The sequence below is a fragment of the Paenibacillus baimaensis genome (assembly GCF_025567575.1).
The window spans coordinates 38,949-56,433 of the sequence record NZ_JAOQIO010000007.1 but is presented as its reverse complement, the minus strand read 5'-3'; the positions used below and the strand labels follow the sequence as shown (position 1 = coordinate 56,433).

At 48.0% G+C, this 17,485-nt stretch carries 12 protein-coding genes; 10 read left to right on the top strand and 2 right to left on the bottom strand.

Annotated features, from left to right (window positions below):
• Nucleotides 1–40: 40 nt before the first annotated feature.
• The 4 genes from OB236_RS02040 (at nucleotide 41) to OB236_RS02025 (ending at nucleotide 5,414) form a co-directional block, all read left to right on the top strand.
• Nucleotides 41–2,005, top strand: a complete 1,965-nt coding sequence (locus OB236_RS02040) for a S9 family peptidase (protein ID WP_262682445.1) — start codon at nucleotides 41–43, stop codon at nucleotides 2,003–2,005.
• 15 nt (nucleotides 2,006–2,020) lie between these two features.
• Nucleotides 2,021–3,163, top strand: coding sequence for a M20 family metallopeptidase (locus OB236_RS02035; protein ID WP_262682444.1), 1,143 nt, complete (start codon nucleotides 2,021–2,023; stop codon nucleotides 3,161–3,163).
• Nucleotides 3,164–3,425: 262 nt separating this feature from the next.
• Nucleotides 3,426–4,259 carry an amidohydrolase family protein gene (locus OB236_RS02030; protein ID WP_262682441.1) on the top strand — a complete coding sequence of 278 codons (834 nt, stop codon included), beginning with the start codon at nucleotides 3,426–3,428 and terminating at the stop codon, nucleotides 4,257–4,259.
• Nucleotides 4,260–4,316: 57 nt separating this feature from the next.
• The gene (locus OB236_RS02025) at nucleotides 4,317–5,414 is read left to right on the top strand and encodes an NAD(P)-dependent alcohol dehydrogenase (protein WP_262682439.1); all 1,098 of its coding nucleotides are present in this window, start codon (nucleotides 4,317–4,319) and stop codon (nucleotides 5,412–5,414) included.
• 110 nt (nucleotides 5,415–5,524) lie between these two features.
• Here OB236_RS02025 and OB236_RS02020 read toward each other — a convergent pair whose 3' ends face one another.
• Both OB236_RS02020 and arfA read right to left on the bottom strand, forming a co-directional pair.
• Nucleotides 5,525–7,300, bottom strand: coding sequence for a 5'-nucleotidase C-terminal domain-containing protein (locus tag OB236_RS02020; RefSeq protein WP_262682437.1), 1,776 nt, complete (start codon nucleotides 7,298–7,300; stop codon nucleotides 5,525–5,527).
• A gap of 276 nt (nucleotides 7,301–7,576) precedes the next feature.
• Nucleotides 7,577–9,097, bottom strand: coding sequence for an arabinosylfuranosidase ArfA (arfA, locus tag OB236_RS02015; protein ID WP_076228078.1), 1,521 nt, complete (start codon nucleotides 9,095–9,097; stop codon nucleotides 7,577–7,579).
• 179 nt (nucleotides 9,098–9,276) lie between these two features.
• Between arfA and OB236_RS02010 the strand changes: the two genes are divergently transcribed.
• The 6 genes from OB236_RS02010 to OB236_RS01985 all read left to right on the top strand — a co-directional run bounded on the left by OB236_RS02010 (nucleotide 9,277) and on the right by OB236_RS01985 (nucleotide 17,473).
• Complete coding sequence (locus tag OB236_RS02010; protein ID WP_262682434.1) at nucleotides 9,277–10,191, top strand: ArsR/SmtB family transcription factor; 915 nt, start codon at nucleotides 9,277–9,279, stop codon at nucleotides 10,189–10,191.
• An 89-nt stretch (nucleotides 10,192–10,280) separates the two neighbouring features.
• Nucleotides 10,281–12,605, top strand: a complete 2,325-nt coding sequence (locus tag OB236_RS02005; protein ID WP_262682432.1) for a helix-turn-helix domain-containing protein — start codon at nucleotides 10,281–10,283, stop codon at nucleotides 12,603–12,605.
• A 196-nt stretch (nucleotides 12,606–12,801) separates the two neighbouring features.
• Nucleotides 12,802–14,352 (top strand): type 2 periplasmic-binding domain-containing protein, encoded by a 1,551-nt coding sequence (locus OB236_RS02000; protein ID WP_262682430.1) that lies wholly within the window; start codon nucleotides 12,802–12,804, stop codon nucleotides 14,350–14,352.
• 134 nt (nucleotides 14,353–14,486) lie between these two features.
• Nucleotides 14,487–15,446 (top strand): ABC transporter permease, encoded by a 960-nt coding sequence (locus OB236_RS01995; RefSeq protein WP_262682428.1) that lies wholly within the window; start codon nucleotides 14,487–14,489, stop codon nucleotides 15,444–15,446.
• A gap of 26 nt (nucleotides 15,447–15,472) precedes the next feature.
• Nucleotides 15,473–16,351, top strand: a complete 879-nt coding sequence (locus OB236_RS01990) for a carbohydrate ABC transporter permease (protein WP_262682426.1) — start codon at nucleotides 15,473–15,475, stop codon at nucleotides 16,349–16,351.
• 39 nt (nucleotides 16,352–16,390) lie between these two features.
• Complete coding sequence (locus tag OB236_RS01985; RefSeq protein ID WP_262682424.1) at nucleotides 16,391–17,473, top strand: amidohydrolase family protein; 1,083 nt, start codon at nucleotides 16,391–16,393, stop codon at nucleotides 17,471–17,473.
• Nucleotides 17,474–17,485 lie beyond the last annotated feature (12 nt).

Below are 17,485 nucleotides of genomic sequence, written 5' to 3'. Positions count from 1 at the left end.
AGCTTATCCCGCTTCACAATGAAAAGGAGCTGAATGCGGCATGCTGCTATCAACCGATTTGGCCCAGCTCACATTCCTCGGGGCCCCGAGCATACATCCTCGCGAACGGGAGAAGGTAGTGCTGGCCAAGGCAAGAATGGATATAGATTCTGATGCTTATATAAGTCATCTGGTCCTGTGGGACACCAGTACGCATACGGAATCTGTTTTATTGACAGCGCAGCAGAACGCTGCTGGTGAATCGACTTCGGACCATAGTCCGCGGTGGTCTCCGGGTGGTGAAAGGCTCGCTTTTATACGCAAGGTTGGTGGGAACGACGAACTCTGGCTGTATGATCCGTCAGCCGACACTGTGCGGGCACTCACGCCCAAGCGGAAAGTGAAGGATTTTGTATGGGCACCTGACGGTCAAACGATTGCGTTTACAAGCCGCGAACAGGAAATCAATGCAACCGCCTATAAGGTAGTAAGAATTCGCTATAAACTGGATGGCGAAGGGGTAACGAACGGGTATACCCATGTATTTGAAGTGGATGTGGACACGTCAGCAGTATCACAAATATCTACGCTGGAATCCGATCATGGGAACCCTGCCTATTCCAAGGATGGATTGAAGCTATATTTTACAGCTGATTACCCAAACGGTCTGGATCTGGACAAAAGCCCTCAGCTCCATGTGCTGGAGAAGGCGGACCAAACCATCTCAGTCCTGACACCGGAAGTAAAGTCCATTTCAGCACTTGTTCCACTGCCAGACGGCTCTGTGCTCGCTACAGGCAAGCAAAATACGCCGAACAGTGCAGAATTCGACCAATGGTTTTACGTAAAGGATGGGATTAAAGCTGCCTGGATAGAAGGAAACGTAGATGTGCCTTCAGGCTATCACGTTATCGGCGACAGCAAACGTACAGGCTTGAACACACCAATTGTGCATCATGCGGCGAGTAGGTCCATCTTCTTTGCGGCTACGAACGCAGGCCGGCAATCGATCTATCGATTGGATACCGTATCCCTGCGAGTAAGCGAGCTCCCTTTGTCGCTGAACATTCTGGCATTTGATGTGGAATCGTGCAGCGAGCATGAGACTGTTATTGTGTTGGTAGCTGATACGATGGATCGGCCGGGAGAGCTGTATCGTGCAGTATGGAACGATCAAGATGCCGTCCAAATGGAACAGATCACTCACTGCAATGAGCCGCTGCTGGAGAGGGTGCCCGCGCTGGAAATTCGCGAGCACTCGTACACTACCCGGGACGGCTTGTCGATCCAGGGATGGTCCATGGAGCCGATTAAGACAGATGGAGGCTCGTATGCCGGAACGATTCTGATGATTCATGGCGGACCGCATCTGGCTTATGGGCATTCGTTTCACTTTGATTTTTGGTATTTTGCCAGCCGGGGCTATCGAATCGTGTTCTGCAACCCGAGGGGAAGCTACGGTTATGGACAAGCTTTCTCGCACGGTGTAGTGGGAGAGTGGGGGAGCAAGGATGTGCAGGACATTCTTGGTTTTCTCGAAGAACCTTCCGTTGCGGGTCAATCGGAGGCAGTTGCACCGCTGTATGTCATGGGTGGCAGCTATGGAGGTTACTTGGTCAATTGGCTGATCGGTCACGATCATAGGTTCAAGGCTGCAGTGACAGAGAGGTCCATTTGTAATTTATACAGTAAAATAGGCAATAGTGACCTCGGCTTTCAGATTAACCTATACGAGCTGGGCGGCCATTCCGACTTGTGGAATGCTGAGGCATATATTATGGAACGCTCACCGATACGGTATGCCGAGCAGGTATCCACACCTGTTCTGATCCTCCACGGGGAACAGGATCATCGTTGTCCGATCGAACAGGCGGAGCAGTGGTACCTGGCATTGAAGCGATTGGGTAAGGAAGCTGAGTTTATGAGGTTTCCGGGCGCTTCACATGCGATGGCATCATCTGGCAGGCCGCAGCAGCGTACGGCGAGGCTGGAGGCAGTAGCTGATTGGTTTAATAAGAATGCATAATAAGGTAGGTGCATCATGAGTAAGTTACTGGAGTTCGTAACAGGACAGCAGGACGCTTTGCTGCGAGATTTGGAGCAGTTGGTTAATATGGATACTCCGACAGGCAGCAAACAGCTGGTAGACCAAGCGATACAGGTTGTAGTCGCGCGGTTTCAGGAGCTCATCGGAGGCCGTGCACAATGGATTCCGCAGGAGAAGTACGGGGACCAGGTGAAGCTGCAATATGGTGAGGGCACCGGGCAGATTTTGCTGGTGACTCATATCGATACGGTATGGCCTGAAGGTGAGACGGCCAAACGTCCTTTTAGAAAAGAAGGACAGCGATTGTATGGACCGGGAATCTTCGATATGAAATGTGGGCTTCTGCAGGGTTTGTATGCTATGCATGCGGTTATTTCCCAATCTGCACCAGCCAAAAATATCGTATTGTTCATTAACACCGATGAAGAGGTGGGCAGTCCCTCATCCCGACGCTGGATAGAGGAGGAGGCGGTGAAAAGCGATGCTGTCTTCGTGCTGGAGCCGGCTTTAGGTGCCTCAGGGAAGTTGAAAACCTCACGTAAGGGAGTCGGCAGATTTGCCTTGGAGATCGAGGGTGTTTCTGCTCACTCCGGGATCAACCATAACGAAGGTGTCAATGCACTTGAGGAGCTCGCCCATCAAATCCTGTATTTGCAAGGATTGACGGACTACGGTAAAGGCTCCACGGTTAATGTGGGCATTGCAGCAGGAGGGACGGCTGTCAATGTAGTGAGCGGTCAAGCACGAGCGGAGCTCGATCTTCGGATCGAGTCGATGGAAGAAGCAGAACGGCTTAGCGATCTTATTCTGAATGCCTCTCCCGTGTTGAAGCATACTAAATTGAACGTGCGAGGCGGCATTGTTCGCCCGCCGATGGAGCAGGTGATGAGCCGTGACTTGTTCGCCAGTGCACAAGCAATTGCGAGCGAATTGGGTTTCTCTCTGGAAGAGACCTCAACGGGAGGTGCCAGTGATGGCAATTTCACAGCGGCGTTGAATATTCCGACCTTGGACGGCTTGGGAGCAGTAGGCCACGGTGCTCATGCGCTTGATGAGTATGTGGAGCTGGACAGCATCGCTTTACGCTGCGCCTTGCTGGCTCATTTGATCCAGCAGCAGGTCAAACCATCCAATTAATGCGAATTCAAGGATTTTGTGCCGGTGCAGCGGTGCAAAATCCTTTTTTTGTACACCGGATTGACCAGAACTTGTCACTTGATTCCGAGCATTTTCACATAGTATTCCCGAAAATAATAACTAGTGCTATGATGAGAATTGAAAAGCTGATCCCACATAAGAAATGCTAATCATACTGGTTTTCTGCACAAACTCGGTTTATAATAGTGAAATAAGTTTTCTTGCAAAAACCAAATGAATGCCTATGGAGGGCTACAAAGACATGCGCATTGACGCACATCAGCACTATTGGCTAACCTCACGTACTGACTACGGATGGCTCAAGCCTTCCCTGGGACGTATCTATGCGGACTATATGCCTGAGCAATTAAAGCCTTTGCTGGAGCAATACGATATCCAAAAAACCATCGTTGTTCAGGCTGCTCCAACCTCTGAAGAGGCGGAATTTCTGTTAAGCATAGCGGAGAAGGAACCTACGATTGCCGGCGTAGTCGGGTGGCTGGATCTGGGATCGAACACTTTTGAGCAGGAATGGGACCGCTTTCGTTGCAACCCCAAGTTTGTCGGTCTGAGACCCATGATTCAGGATTTGCCTTCTGACTGGATATTAGGGGAAACCGTTATCCGCCATCTCAAGCTATTGGCCGATGCGCAATTCCCGGTTGATTTGCAGGCTAATCCTCGTCATTTGCCGTATATTGTGGAGCTGCTCGAGCAGGTACCGGATTTACGTGCTGTTGTCGACCATCTGGCAAAGCCACCGATATTGGAAGGCACAATGGAGCCGTGGGCTTCGCAGATCCGACAAATTGCCGCGTATCCGAATGTGATGTGCAAGCTTTCAGGCATGGTGCCCGAGCAGTTGGACGCCGATTGGACGCAGGCGGCTATTCAGCCTTTTGTCGATGTAGTGGTTGAAGCCTTTGGCAAGCAACGTGTGATGTTCGGCAGCGATTGGCCGGTATGCCTGTTCTCGGCGACATACGCGCAAGTGCTGGAGTTGATTAAATCAAGTCTGGATGCAAGCTGGACGGAAGAGGAATTGGCTGCTGTCTATGGAGGCAATGCAAGTCGATTTTACCGATTAAATGGATAATTCATTCGATAATCTTCATTCGATAACCAAGTAAAGCATATTACAGGAGGCATAATGATGACTACTATTCAACAATCAGGCAGCACACGTAGCTTATCCGATATTCCACAAACGATGAAGGCAGCGCTAATGACGGAGCCGCATCACATCTCGATCGTCGAGCTGCCCGTACCGACAATCAAGCCCGATGAGGTACTCGTCAAGGTAATGGCAGTGGGCATCTGCGGATCGGATCTCCATTATTATGAACACGGTCGAATCGGTACTTATGTTGTAGAAAAGCCGATTATTCTCGGTCATGAGTGCGCAGGAATCGTCGCAGCTTGCGGTGAAAATGTAACACGCTTTAACCCGGGTGACCGTGTGGCAATCGAGCCTGGAATTACGTGCGGTCGTTGTGATGCCTGCAAGTCAGGCCGTTACAACTTGTGTCCAGACGTTCAATTCCTGGCTACACCTCCGGTAGATGGAGCCTTCTGCCAATACATTGCCCACCGTGAAGACTTTTTGTTCCCGATTCCTGATTCCTTGACCTTCGAGGAAGCCGCTATGAATGAGCCTTTTTCCGTCGGGATACATGCGCTGAATCGGGCTGGCTTTAAACCTGGATGGGATGTGGCTATTATCGGAATGGGGCCTGTGGGCTTAACAGCCGTGGCTGCCGCCAAAGCCTTTGGAGCCAACCGGATTTTTGTCAGTGATCTCGAAATCAACCGGTTGGAAGCAGCCAGAAAGTTGGGTGCAACCGACCTGATCTATCCTGATGTGGCCGATGCTGCAGCCGAGATCAAACGACTGACTGGTGGGGGTGTGCATTTGGCTATTGAAACGGCAGGGCATCCACGTGCACTCAAAACAGCGATGCATTCGATCCGACGTGGAGGCAAGCTGTCGATAGTAGGACTGCCACCGGTCGATGAGGTTGGCGTTAATGTTCCTTTCATCTGTGATAATGAAATCGACATCTATGGAATTTTCCGTTATGTGAATACGTACCCGCAGGGAATTACCTTCTTGTCTTCTGGTAATACGGAGATGATGAGCTTAATTACAGACCGATACCCACTCGAGCAAACGCATGAAGCGATGGAGCGGGCCAGAACGAATAAAGCGGGTAGTCTCAAGGTTATGGTGTATCCGAATTCACTTACGTAACTAGATTCGGATCAAAAAGGATTAATTTATCAAACCTGACTCATAAAAAAATGGGCTGTCCCGAAAAAGTAGCTTTAGCTACCAAAGGGTCAGCCCGTTTTACTTTGCTATTAAGGAAGGAGGATTTCCTGACCTGGATAAATTCGATCCGGGTTTGTCAGACTATTTAGCTTTTGTAGGGTTTGCCATGTTGTTGCGTACAGCCCAGCAATTTTCCAAAGTGTATCGTCGGTCTTAACCATGTACACTTTGGACGTATTCGTTAACGCAGGAGCAGTAACTGACGGAGCCGATGGAGTAGCGGCAGTATCAGTGATATTGGACGCATTTGCGCCTTTTACGGTGATACGACCCTCGATCTTCGGTACAGCACTTCCTATAGTTTGCATATAAGTGATCACGGACTCTTCCAGTGAAGAGAAGTCGTTGGCGATCGGATAATCCTTGAACATCGTATATTGATCACCGCCTGCAGCCATAAAATCGTTAGTGGCAAGCAGATACATTTGGTTAGGGTCTAGCTGCTTGCCCTTGATTAATATGGAGAGTACACGGTTGCCGACTGGCTGTGCGGGATCGAATTCGAAGAAAATACCGCCTACATGCGGAAAACCGCCTAATTCACCCGGATAACCGGATACACCAAGCTCTAACGCTGCTTTAATATCAGAGCCTTTGACTTTCTTGGTTTGAATATAGTTGCCAAATGGCAGTACTGTAATAATGTCACCCTTTGTTATCTGACCAGCTTCGATAGAGGCACGAATGCCGCCGCCATTCGTAATGGCCACATCAGCACCAGTCTCGCTGAGCATCGCATTGGTTATAAGATTGCCGAGGTTGGATTCACCTTTGCGAACGATTGTCCGGTCACCGATCAATTTATCAGAGGTGGTTCCGACTACTTGTGAAAGCACTGTCTCTTGTTCCTTTTTAACGTTGTTGATGACATCCAACACAGCAGGATCTGCCTGAAATTGATCAGCTTCCTTGCGAGTGATTAAACTTGCGTTTTTACTGCTCAACTTACCATTTTCGATATTGAGCTGGATTTTCCCAATATTTTTACCGTACTCACCAGTTTGTGCGATCAGCACGCTGCCGACCATCATTCCTTTTTCCATTACTGTATGGCTATGTCCATCAATGATGACATCGATGCCAGGCACCTGTTCAGCGACCTTTTTGCTGGTGTCGATGCTGGTGGCATCTACACCAAGATGCGAGATGGCAATAATGATATCCACCTTGCTCCTTAGTTCAGCAACCTGGGCTTTTGCTTCCTGTACCGGATCGGCAAAGGTGATGCCTTCGACATTGTTGGGATGAGTCTTATAGGCCGTTTCTGGTGTCGTCAGGCCGAAGATCCCGATTTTCACACCATTCACTTCTTTGATTAGGTTAGTCCCCAGCAGCCTGGAACCGTCCGTTTTCTTCACGTTGGCGCCAAGTATCGGAAAATTTGCCTGCTTGGCAAGCTCTACCAAACGTGCGCTCCCATAATTGAAGTCGTGATTACCGGCGGTCATGACATCATATCCGATCAAATTCATGATCTTTACTATGCTTTCCCCGCGTACCAAATTTGAGATCGTCTGACCATGAAACGTATCTCCCGCATCTATCATGAGTGTGTTTGGGTTGACGGCCTTAGTTTGCTTAAGTAAAGTGGAAAGTTTGGCGTAGCCGATGCTATCAGTGCTTTCCTCAACCCGGCTGTGTATGTCATTGGTGTGGAGGATGGTGATCATTTGGCTTGAACGGCCTCCAGTAACTTTGTTGGTGTCGGTAGTCATCCCATTGTCTGCGGAAATAACGGATTCAGTTGAAGTCAGAACCAGTAATGACACCAGCGCTGTGTAAGCCCACTTCTTCAATTTTCTCATACAAACCTCCATTAGTCGTAGTTTAAATGATCGCCCCCCTAAAATATAACTATTATTTGTTAATTGAGCCGTCAATTTATATAAAGGATTTGTGAAGTATTTGAATTGGATAAGCATAGACATCGTAATAAAGATATCTGGAAGCTGACATAACGAAAGCAATCTGGAGATTCGAAATAGGGACTGCTCCGATTGCGGCAGTCCCTACCTTATAAATAAACAGGTACTTACTTATGGATTAAGCACTCGGCTGTTTAGTGCCGCTGATTGTGATTATTATTTAGCCTGCACGCTGATACGAATCACATTCCATGAAGCCTTTGTCAATTGTGCCGTCAAGCCGGAACCATTCGCCACGGCATTGCCGCGGTTATGCGGTGCAACTGCAGTAGAATCGTCAGCAGTGTTGCGCGCCTTGAGATCAGGATTCTCCAGAACGATATGCTCGATCAGACGGCTGTTGGCTCCAAAGCTGCGAAGATCAAGCTCAAGCGGCAGTGGATGCTCCAAATCACGGTTGACAGCAAATACCGTAACCTCCTGCGCTTCCTCATTATGCACAGCTACTGCTTCAAGGTAAGGGACATCGGTGATTTCGCTTGTATCGTATTTCGGCGAATGAATTAACGGAACCAACGCATTGCCTCTGCCATATACCGATGCATGCATATAAGGGAAGAAAATCGTTTGCATCCACGCTTTACCGCCTGTTTCCGTCATAATCGGTGCAATGACGTTGACCAGCTGCGCAAGGCAGGCCATTTTGACACGGTCGGCATGTTTCAATAAACTGATAAGCATACATCCAACAACCAATGCGTCCTCCATCGTATAAATATCCTCAAGTTGTGGAGGAGCGATTTGCCATGGATCGCGCTTCTTGTCAGCGTCATTGGAGTGATACCAGACATTCCATTCATCAAACGAGAGATACATCGTTTTTTTGCTGCGCTTTTTGGCTTTGATGTAGTCGCTTGTAGCTATAATTGTTTTAATGAAGTCATCCATTTCCAACGAACGTGCAAGGAATGTTGGTGTATCGTTCTTTTTATTGCCATAATAGGTATGCATCGATAAGTATTCAACATGATCATACGTATGATCAAGCACGGTAGCTTCCCATTCCGGGAAGGTAGGCATGGTCCGGCTAGAGCTGCCGCACGCTACGAGCTCAATCGTTGGATCGACCCATTTCATAACCTTGGCGGATTCGGCAGCGACACGGCCATACTCGGTTGCCGTCTTGTGACCGATTTGCCAAGGACCATCCATTTCATTGCCCAGGCACCAGGTTTTAATTTGATGGGGCTGCTCATAGCCGTGGCTTCTTCTCAAATCACTCCAATACGTACCGGAGGCATGGTTCGAATATTCCACGATATTGCGAGCTTCATCGACACCATGAGTGCCCAGATTAATTGCCCACATGACATCGGTTTGAGCTTTTTGAGCCCATTCCACAAAATCATTCAAACCAAATTGATTCGGTTCAATCGTTTTCCAGGCCAACTCCAGCCTGCTTTTGCGCAATTCCTTGGGTCCGATTCCGTCCTTCCAGTCATAACCGGATACGAAATTGCCTCCGGGATAACGAACAATCGGTACCTGAAGCTGCTGAATCAAAGAAAGCACGTCTTGACGAAAGCCTTTTTCATCCGCTTCGGGATGCCCTGGCTCATAAATGCCTCCATAGACGGCACGTCCAAGATGCTCGATGAATGAACCGTAGATGCGATTGTCAATTGCGCCAATAATAAAATCCTTGTCAATAATCATGGTAGCTTTGTGTTGGGACATGATCTGTAACACTTCCTTTGGATTAATATAATTATTAATTTAATTAAGCTTTCTTCTTCCTGATATCAATTTAACACGGATATAAAAGGAATATCAATGTTTATTTTTAATATCTTCTTGATTTTATTGAAATAATATATATATTAATTATAGTCATTGTTTATACGAAAGGGGCTCCTATGTTAAAAATAAATACGGATACCAAATGGCTTGCGCTCTATGAGGCGTTGGCAAGTGGAGTACGCCTGCGTATTCTGGAGCTGCTTGGGGAACAGCCGATGAACGTAAAGGAACTTGCTGCAAGCTTGAATCTGAGCAGCGCAATTGTCACCATGCATGTCAAGAAGCTCGAAAAGGGTGGGTTGATAACGACGCGGATGGTTCGCAAGCAGGGAGGTACGCACAAAATATGCTCACTTGCCGTCCGAAACATTGAGATTATACTTCCGGGTGAGGCGCAAGCAGAAGAAAGAAGCTACCATGAAACGAACATACCGATAGGCCATTATACAGCTTTTGATGTATATCCCACATGTGGATTGGCTACGCAAAAGCAAAATATAGGACAATATGATGATCCGCGTTATTTTCTGGACCCTGATCGGATGCATGCCCGGATTTTGTGGTTTAGTAAAGGGTTTGTGGAGTATACGGTTCCTAATTATTCGCTGCAGACTCAGAAGTTGGAGGAGATAGAAATCTCCATGGAAATTTCCTCGGAAGCACCAGGTATCAATGAGCATTGGCCTTCGGATATCCGTTTTTACTTGAATGGAATATGCCTCGGAGAATGGACGAGCCCTGGAGATTACGGGCATACCCGAGGTCGGTTCACACCCTCCTGGTGGCAGAGAAATGTCAATCAGTATGGATTACTCAAAGTCATTCGAATTGACAACAATGGGACTTATATCGATGGTAAGCAAATATCAGACGTCACAGTCGATTCCTTAAGCCTGCACAAAAAGTTTTGGACGCTGCGATTTGCCGTTGAGGAAGATTCCGAGCACGTAGGTGGATTGACCCTGTTCGGGGAAGGCTTTGGCAATTACGATCAGGATATTGAGCTGCGTGCCTACTATAGTGAAAGTTAAGTGATTTGCTGCCATCCAAATAATTGTCACTATGGTGGCGTAAGCGTCAGGAGCTATAATAATGGAAAATACAGCTGAAGGAGGCTTCTATGCTGAATCCATTCCATCGTGTAGTGTCCGTGGCTCAGGGAGTAGCTACGAAATACAGAAAAAATTTACTGCATAGGCTCGTCTGGCTGAGCTGCTTCTCTATTTGTGTGCCAGTCATTATAACGGGGGTTGCGTACTACCAAATTTCGATGACAGCTGCCGAGCAGCAAGCGATTGAGCAGAGTCAATCCGGTTTGACTAATTTGAAGGACAGTATGGAGAATTTGCTACAGGGCCTGGAGAAGGATTCATTTCAGTTGGCTGTTGAGCCGCTACTGACGGAATCAGCCAAAATCGTCGATTTAGACACCAATTATGCTTACCAGCAGCAGATGATCGATATGCTGACGAGAAAGGCCAACTTCAATTCATGGATTCATGAAATTGTGCTGTACCGGCTTGGAGATCCGTTCTACATCTCCAGTGAGTCGGGAAATATACGTAAGGAACGCTATAAAATGCACGATGATATCGAGCTTGTACTGCAAAGCAAAAACCTGGATCACTGGGAGCTGCTTCCGATCGGCGTGCAAAAGGGATATATCACCTTCACACGTCAGCTGAAGTCGTCGGCAGACAATTCCATGATCGGTGTACTGATCTATCAAATTAAATTATTGTCCTTACAGGATTACCTGGAGGTTGTATCCGGTTGGGGCTCTTCATTGTATGTGCTGGATCGGCAGACGGAGGTACTGTTGAATTCCTCCAAAAGCTCTGGTAATGGATGGATGACAACCGATGTGAAACAGTTTCTGAATGGAGAGGATGCGGTGAACAGCCGCTATCTGAAGCAGGGGAATCGGTCTGCCTATCTGTTTACCTATGTGAAGACGGCGCTTGGCAGAACTTATGTCTCGGTAACTCCACGCGAGATCATTACCAATGGTTTTACCTGGATCGGCTGGCTGACGGCCATAGTTGTCTGTTTCGTGATGATCTGTACGATGTTGATAACCGTGCTGAATTTACGCCGTATTTACAATCCAATTGAACAGCTAATGCGTTACGGGGAGGAACTAAGCCGCGGGCGAATGAATAAAAAGGCCGAGAACGAGTTTGCCTTCATCAGGAATTGCCTGAGCTATATGGAGGAGGAGAGCAACAAGATTAACGAATACGTGTTACGGATCCAACCGACCTTGCGCGAGAAGTTTCTGCAGATGGTTCTGGAATGGAATCCGTTTATTCGACATTCTCTTGAAAGCGATTGCAAGACGCATGGCATTGAAATGAATCAATCGTATGGGGTGCTGGTTGCTGATGTGGAAAACATGCATAGGGAAAGTCGGTTTGTCAAAGGAGATCAGCCGGTTGTAGCATTTGCGGTTGCGAATATGATGGATGAATTGCTGGCGTCAGGAAAATACCCGATCCGTGGTTATGTTCTGCTGAACAATGAAGGCAAGGCTGCTGCGATTATTAGCCCTGTCAAGGAAATGGCGGAGGATAAGTGGTATTCCTGTATTCGCGAGTATGGTGCAGAATTGAGCCAAAGCATGGCGACCCTTATGAAAATTAAAGTATCTATCGGGGTCGGCGGCTTGTACTCGCACATTGCAGACGTTTCTATTTCATATCAGGAGGCGAAGATAGCACTGCAGCGACGGATTTATGGATATCACGAGGAGGTGCTATTATTCGGCGACACCGTAAAATCGTTTAAACCACTGCCGCAGCTATATCCGAATACGGTAGAAGCACGGATCAGGGACTGTTTGAATGCACAGGATGTGCTGCAGGCCGAGCAGGAGCTTGATAGCTTTCTGGAAAAGCTGGGTCATACGGAAAATCCCGGGTTTATCCACCAAAGCTATTTTATGCTGCTCTCCGGTCTGTTGAATGCCCTGCAATCCGAGGGAGGTAACCTGTATCAAATACTTAAAGAGAATGTGCTATTCGAGGAATTGGGAGAACGCAGGACAGTAACCGAAATCAAGGATTGGTTCACAGAGCGGTTTTTTTCGATATATGTAAAAGCACTGCGGTCAGGAAGCTCCTGTAAAGGTAAGCAGGCGATCGCACAAATATGCAAATATATCCGCAGCCACGTGCTGGAGAACCCGTCACTTGTTCAATGCTCGGAGCTCGTATCGATGAATCCCTCCTACATCAGTCACATGTTCAGAAAAGAAATTGGCATGGGTTTTATTGAATTCATAACGGAATGCAAGCTGGAAGAATCCAAGCGGCTGTTGAGTAAAACCGACATGACGATTGCCGATATCGCAGGGGTGATCGGTTTTTCGGATCGGCATTTTTTGCGTGTTTTTCAAAAGCACTACAGTTTGTCTCCAAGTCAATTTCGTGCCGCACGCCGCTAGCTTCCGCCATGATCTATGTTGGATCGGACATTACTTTGGATCAGGGCTGCTGCCAAATTATTGTCACTGGCAGGTCGAGATTTAAGCGCGATATAGTCATGGAGCAAGGTAAGCAAATATGGAAGACGTTTACTTATGCAGGAGTCTTAAGCGATGGGAATCATGAAATTTTGAGGAATCTAAAGGAGGCAACGCAATGGGGACAGATCACAATCAGCTTTACCACAAAAAGCTCCATCGAAAGAAAAGCGGTATGGCCGCAGTAGGGGTAGCACTTTCGCTTGGCATGATCGTTTCGGCCTGTGGTAGCGGGAGTGAGCTAAAAGGCTCATCGGCACCGAACAGCAGTGAGCCCGGTAAGGATAACAAGGCTTTGGAATTAAAAATCGTTTCTTCTTTGTACAATGAGGTACCCAAGCTGGATAACGCCATCTGGTCGGAAATTCAAAAGAGGACCAACACTAAATTCACTGTAGACTGGGTTCCTGCGCCTGAATACAACAGCAAGCTGGATCTGTTTCTGGCGTCCAATGAGCTGCCGGACATTTTGGTGGTTACCAGTGAAAAGTACCTACCCGTCGTGAATGCAGCCAAGCAGGGTGTGTTCTGGGATTTAACCCCGCTGCTCGGTGACTACAAGGACTATCCAAACCTGAAAAAGATCATTCCCGAACGTGCCAAGTTTTTGACGATAGACGGCAAGCTGTACACACTGCCCCGTACTCGCGGTAAGCTGGATACGATTGTTCAAATTCGCAAGGATTGGCTCGATAAGGTCGGGCTTCCGCTGCCGACTACGATAGATGAATTTAATGTGGCGCTGAAAAAAATTGTAGAGAGTGATCCGGACGGAAATGGAAAGAAAGATACGATCGGCATGCAGTTTAATGATTACTTTGCCGGAGCCTTTGGTATCTGGGACCCTGTCAACAATAGTGAGGGCGGCTTGATTCATCCTTTTCTGACGGGTAATTATAACGATTTTGTGGCTTGGAACCGCGAACGTTATGCAGATGGTGTGATGCCCAAGGAATTCTCGGTGATGAAGGGAGCCCAAATTCAGGATTTATTTACTTCTGGAGTATCGGCTACACATATCTGGAATATTTATCACGCGTGGACAGCTACGGATGCGATCAAGAAGGTCCAGCCAGCGGCCAACGTGGACTCTATACTACTGAAGGGACCGAAGGGCTATGCGGTTGCCCATACCAAAATGACGACGGGCGGCATCATGATTCCGAAGAAGGTTCCAGAGGCAAAGGTTAAGCAGATTTTGAAGTTTTACGATTCTATGGCGACAGCGGAAATGACGGATCTGGTTTCCTATGGGGTGGATGGGGTGCATTACAAAACCGATAATGGTGAGCGCAAGCTGACGGATATCGGCAAAAAAGAAATCAACGTAGATGTGAATCAATTTATGGTGCTGGCTGAGGACAAGTGGCTGAAGGTTGTGCATCCGCAGGCGCCCAAGGCGTGGAATGACGCAAAGAAGGCACAGATGGAAAAGTATGAAGTGGAAAAAGTCGGTAAAGTGCGTCTTGAGGAGGTGCTTCTGTCGGATACGTGGCTTAAGATATGGCCGAAGTATTTGGATGAGTGGACAGCCATCCGCACGAAAACGATCATCGGCGAAACCTCGCTGGCAGACTACAAGGCATATGTGGAGAAGCTGAACAATATGCCGGATTTTAAAAAAGCGTACAAGGAATTTGCCGATAATTACAAAACGATGATGCAGTAAATCGATGACAAGCGACACGATATCGATTAAACAGGCTTCACATGCAACAGTGCGGAGCTCTTCGGCAGTCATGGATGCTTGCTTCACAGATACAGATGACTGTTGGAGAGATACCCGTAGAAGGAGGAATCAGGATGGAAGCAGAGGCTATCAAAGTCGAGCGTGCCCGTACAGGCGCTCAAACGAATCAGGGCCGCCGCTGGAAAAAATATATGAAATTTCGCTATATATACCTGTTGACGCTTCCCGGCTTCTTTTATTTTTTGTTATTCAAGGTCGTTCCTATGGGCGGGCTCATCATTGCCTTTCAGAACTATAGTCCTTCGCTCGGTATTTTGCAAAGCCAATGGGTAGGACTTGAAAACTTCATCGATTTGTTTACTTACGATCATTTTTACAAGATGCTGCGTAACACGCTGGTCATTAATTTGTTTAATCTTTGTTTCTTTTTTCCGCTGCCGATCGTCATTTCTCTGATGCTCAATGAGCTGCGTCACGAGTGGTTCAAACGTTTGAACCAGTCGATTCTGTATATGCCGCATTTTATGTCCTGGGTCGTCGTGGCGAGCCTGACCTTCTTCCTGCTGTCCCAGGACATTGGAATCATTAACAAGTATATCGCCCAGATGGGTGGGGAAACGCGCTCATTTTTGACCAATCCCGATTACTTCTGGGGGCTGTTGACCGCGCAAAATATTTGGAAGGATGTCGGCTGGGGTACAATCATCTTCCTGGCGGCGACGGCGGGTGTTGACCCCCAGCTGTATGAAGCGGTCGAGATGGATGGAGCTGGACGCTGGCGCAAGATCTGGCATGTGACGCTGCCGGCGATTCGCTCGACAATTGTTATTTTGCTGGTGCTGCGTCTCGGACATATGGCTGATGTCGGCTTCGAGCAGCTGCTGCTGATGATCAATCCATTGGTTAACGAAGTCGCTGATGTGTTTGACACCTATGCGTTTACACAGGGTGTGCAGCGCGGTCAAATCAGCGTCGGCGTGACGGTCGGGTTGTTCAAGGGTCTGATCGGCTTGATTCTCGTGGTGATGGCCAACAAGATCGTGAAGCGAATGGGACATGAAGGTATTTATTAAAGGCGCGTAAGGAGCTGGTACATGTGATGAGCACAGCATCCACCCGGAAGATGTCGTTATTCGATTATGTTAACTATACACTTGTATTCGGTTTTTCCCTGTTGTGCCTACTGCCGTTTGTTTATGTGGTCAGTGTATCCCTGACAGACCCTGCAGTCTATAAGCCGTTCTCCTTTTATTTGATTCCGGAGAAGGTTTCATTCGATGGATACAAGTTTATCCTGAGCTCGATCAATTTCAAGAATGCTTTGTACAGCACGGTCTACATTACGATCATTGGGACGATTCTCAATTTGCTGTTTACGTTCACGATGGCTTACGGTCTGACCAAAAAAGAATTGCCGCACCGCAGTCTGATGATGGGTGTGGTCGTCCTGACGCTCGTGTTTAATGCGGGGATCGTACCACATTTTCTGCTGATCAAAAATTTGGGCCTGCTCAATTCGTATTGGGCTTTGATCTGGTCAGCCATGATCAGTGCGTTTAATCTGATCGTTGTGAAAAGTTTTCTCGAATCGCTGCCATCGGAACTGGAGGATTCGGCTAAAATTGACGGCTGCAATGACCTTGGCGTGTTTTTTCGGATCGTGCTCCCCTTGTCGCTGCCGGCTGTGGCTGCGTTCACGCTGTTTTTTGCCGTAGCCCATTGGAATACGTATTTTAACGCGCTGATCTATTTGTCAGACGCCAAGAAATGGACGCTGCAGCTGCTCGTCAAAACCTTAATCGTGGATGCCAGCTCGACAAGCATAGAGGGAACAAGGACGGAGAATGAACAGATTTTGCCGCTCGAAACGATTCGTCTGTCCGCTGTTGTCGTCGCAATGATTCCGATCCTGGTCATCTATCCATTTTTACAAAAATATTTTGCCAAAGGTGTACTGCTGGGTTCGGTCAAAGGCTGACCTGGCCGGCATACGGACAATCGAGAGGAGAAATTCCACATGCAAATCGAAACCGAAGACGTATCCATTAAACCCAAAAGCAGCTACGGAATTATTGACTGCGACGTGCATGTCAGTCCGCAAAACCAGGAGGAGATCCGTAAGCATCTCGATCCCAAATGGCATTGGCGTCCGTTGGTAGGCGGACGGGATTTATTTGCCCATCCAACCTACGTAAATCGCACGGATGCCGTTCCGCCAAGCGGTCTGCCTGTTTCCTCGGATCCCGATTTCCTGCGTAAGCAGCTGATTGACGAATATGGGATAACCCATGCGATTTTACTGCATCGTTCCTTCAGTAACCCGCTGCCGTTCGTCGAATTCGCGACGGCCAAGGCGAGCGCCTTTAATAATTGGCTGGAGGAGACGTGGCTTGGTGCATACAATGCCGATGGGGTATTCAAGGGGTCAATTCAGATCTCTCATCAGGACCCCGCTGCCTCGGCACGGGAAATTGAACGCTGGGCGGGCCATCCGCATTTTGTCCAGGTGCTTTCCGATTCAGGAGCCCGTGCCCCTTACGGCAATAGGATGTACGATCCGATCTTTGAAGCTTGTCAAAAGCATGATCTCCCGTTTGCTACACATGTCGGGACTGATGGTATGGGCATTAACCTGCAGGCTTCGATCGGTTATCCGACACATTACATTGAATGGAGTACAGCGCATTGCATCGGTTACCAGACGCATCTGGTCAGTATGCTGATCGAAGGAGTTTTTGAACGGTTTCCAAGGCTTAGGGTTGTACTGGTGGAAGGCGGCATCTCTTGGATGCCTGCGCTCTTATGGCGGCTGGATACGCTGTATGCGCGTTATCGAGCCGAAGTGCCTTGGCTGAAGCGGAAGCCGAGCGAATATATCCGCGACCATGTTCGGATTACTTCGCAGCCGCTGGAACGGCCGGATCAGGATAAACACCTGCTGAAAATGCTTGACTGGATGGATGCAGAGCATATTCTGATGTTTTCCAGCGATTACCCGCATTGGGACTTCGATTCACCGAAGCACGCTTTTCCAAAAATTCCCGAGCAGCTGAAGCGGAGAATTTATTTCGAAAATGCCAAGGAGCTGTACAAATTATAGAAAGGGGAGAGG

Bases quoted from the DNA above. Each gene is read 5' to 3' on its own strand.
- OB236_RS02005 (WP_262682432.1), top strand. From the start codon at position 10,281: ATGCTGAATCCATTCCATCGTGTAGTGTCCGTGGCTCAGGGAGTAGCT.
- OB236_RS01990 (WP_262682426.1), top strand. From the start codon at position 15,473: ATGAGCACAGCATCCACCCGGAAGATGTCGTTATTCGATTATGTTAAC.
- OB236_RS02030 (WP_262682441.1), top strand. From the start codon at position 3,426: ATGCGCATTGACGCACATCAGCACTATTGGCTAACCTCACGTACTGAC.
- OB236_RS01985 (WP_262682424.1), top strand. From the start codon at position 16,391: ATGCAAATCGAAACCGAAGACGTATCCATTAAACCCAAAAGCAGCTAC.
- OB236_RS02040 (WP_262682445.1), top strand. From the start codon at position 41: ATGCTGCTATCAACCGATTTGGCCCAGCTCACATTCCTCGGGGCCCCG.
- OB236_RS02035 (WP_262682444.1), top strand. From the start codon at position 2,021: ATGAGTAAGTTACTGGAGTTCGTAACAGGACAGCAGGACGCTTTGCTG.
- OB236_RS02000 (WP_262682430.1), top strand. From the start codon at position 12,802: ATGGGGACAGATCACAATCAGCTTTACCACAAAAAGCTCCATCGAAAG.
- OB236_RS01995 (WP_262682428.1), top strand. From the start codon at position 14,487: ATGGAAGCAGAGGCTATCAAAGTCGAGCGTGCCCGTACAGGCGCTCAA.
- OB236_RS02010 (WP_262682434.1), top strand. From the start codon at position 9,277: ATGTTAAAAATAAATACGGATACCAAATGGCTTGCGCTCTATGAGGCG.
- arfA (WP_076228078.1), bottom strand. From the start codon at position 9,097: ATGTCCCAACACAAAGCTACCATGATTATTGACAAGGATTTTATTATT.
- OB236_RS02025 (WP_262682439.1), top strand. From the start codon at position 4,317: ATGACTACTATTCAACAATCAGGCAGCACACGTAGCTTATCCGATATT.
- OB236_RS02020 (WP_262682437.1), bottom strand. From the start codon at position 7,300: ATGAGAAAATTGAAGAAGTGGGCTTACACAGCGCTGGTGTCATTACTG.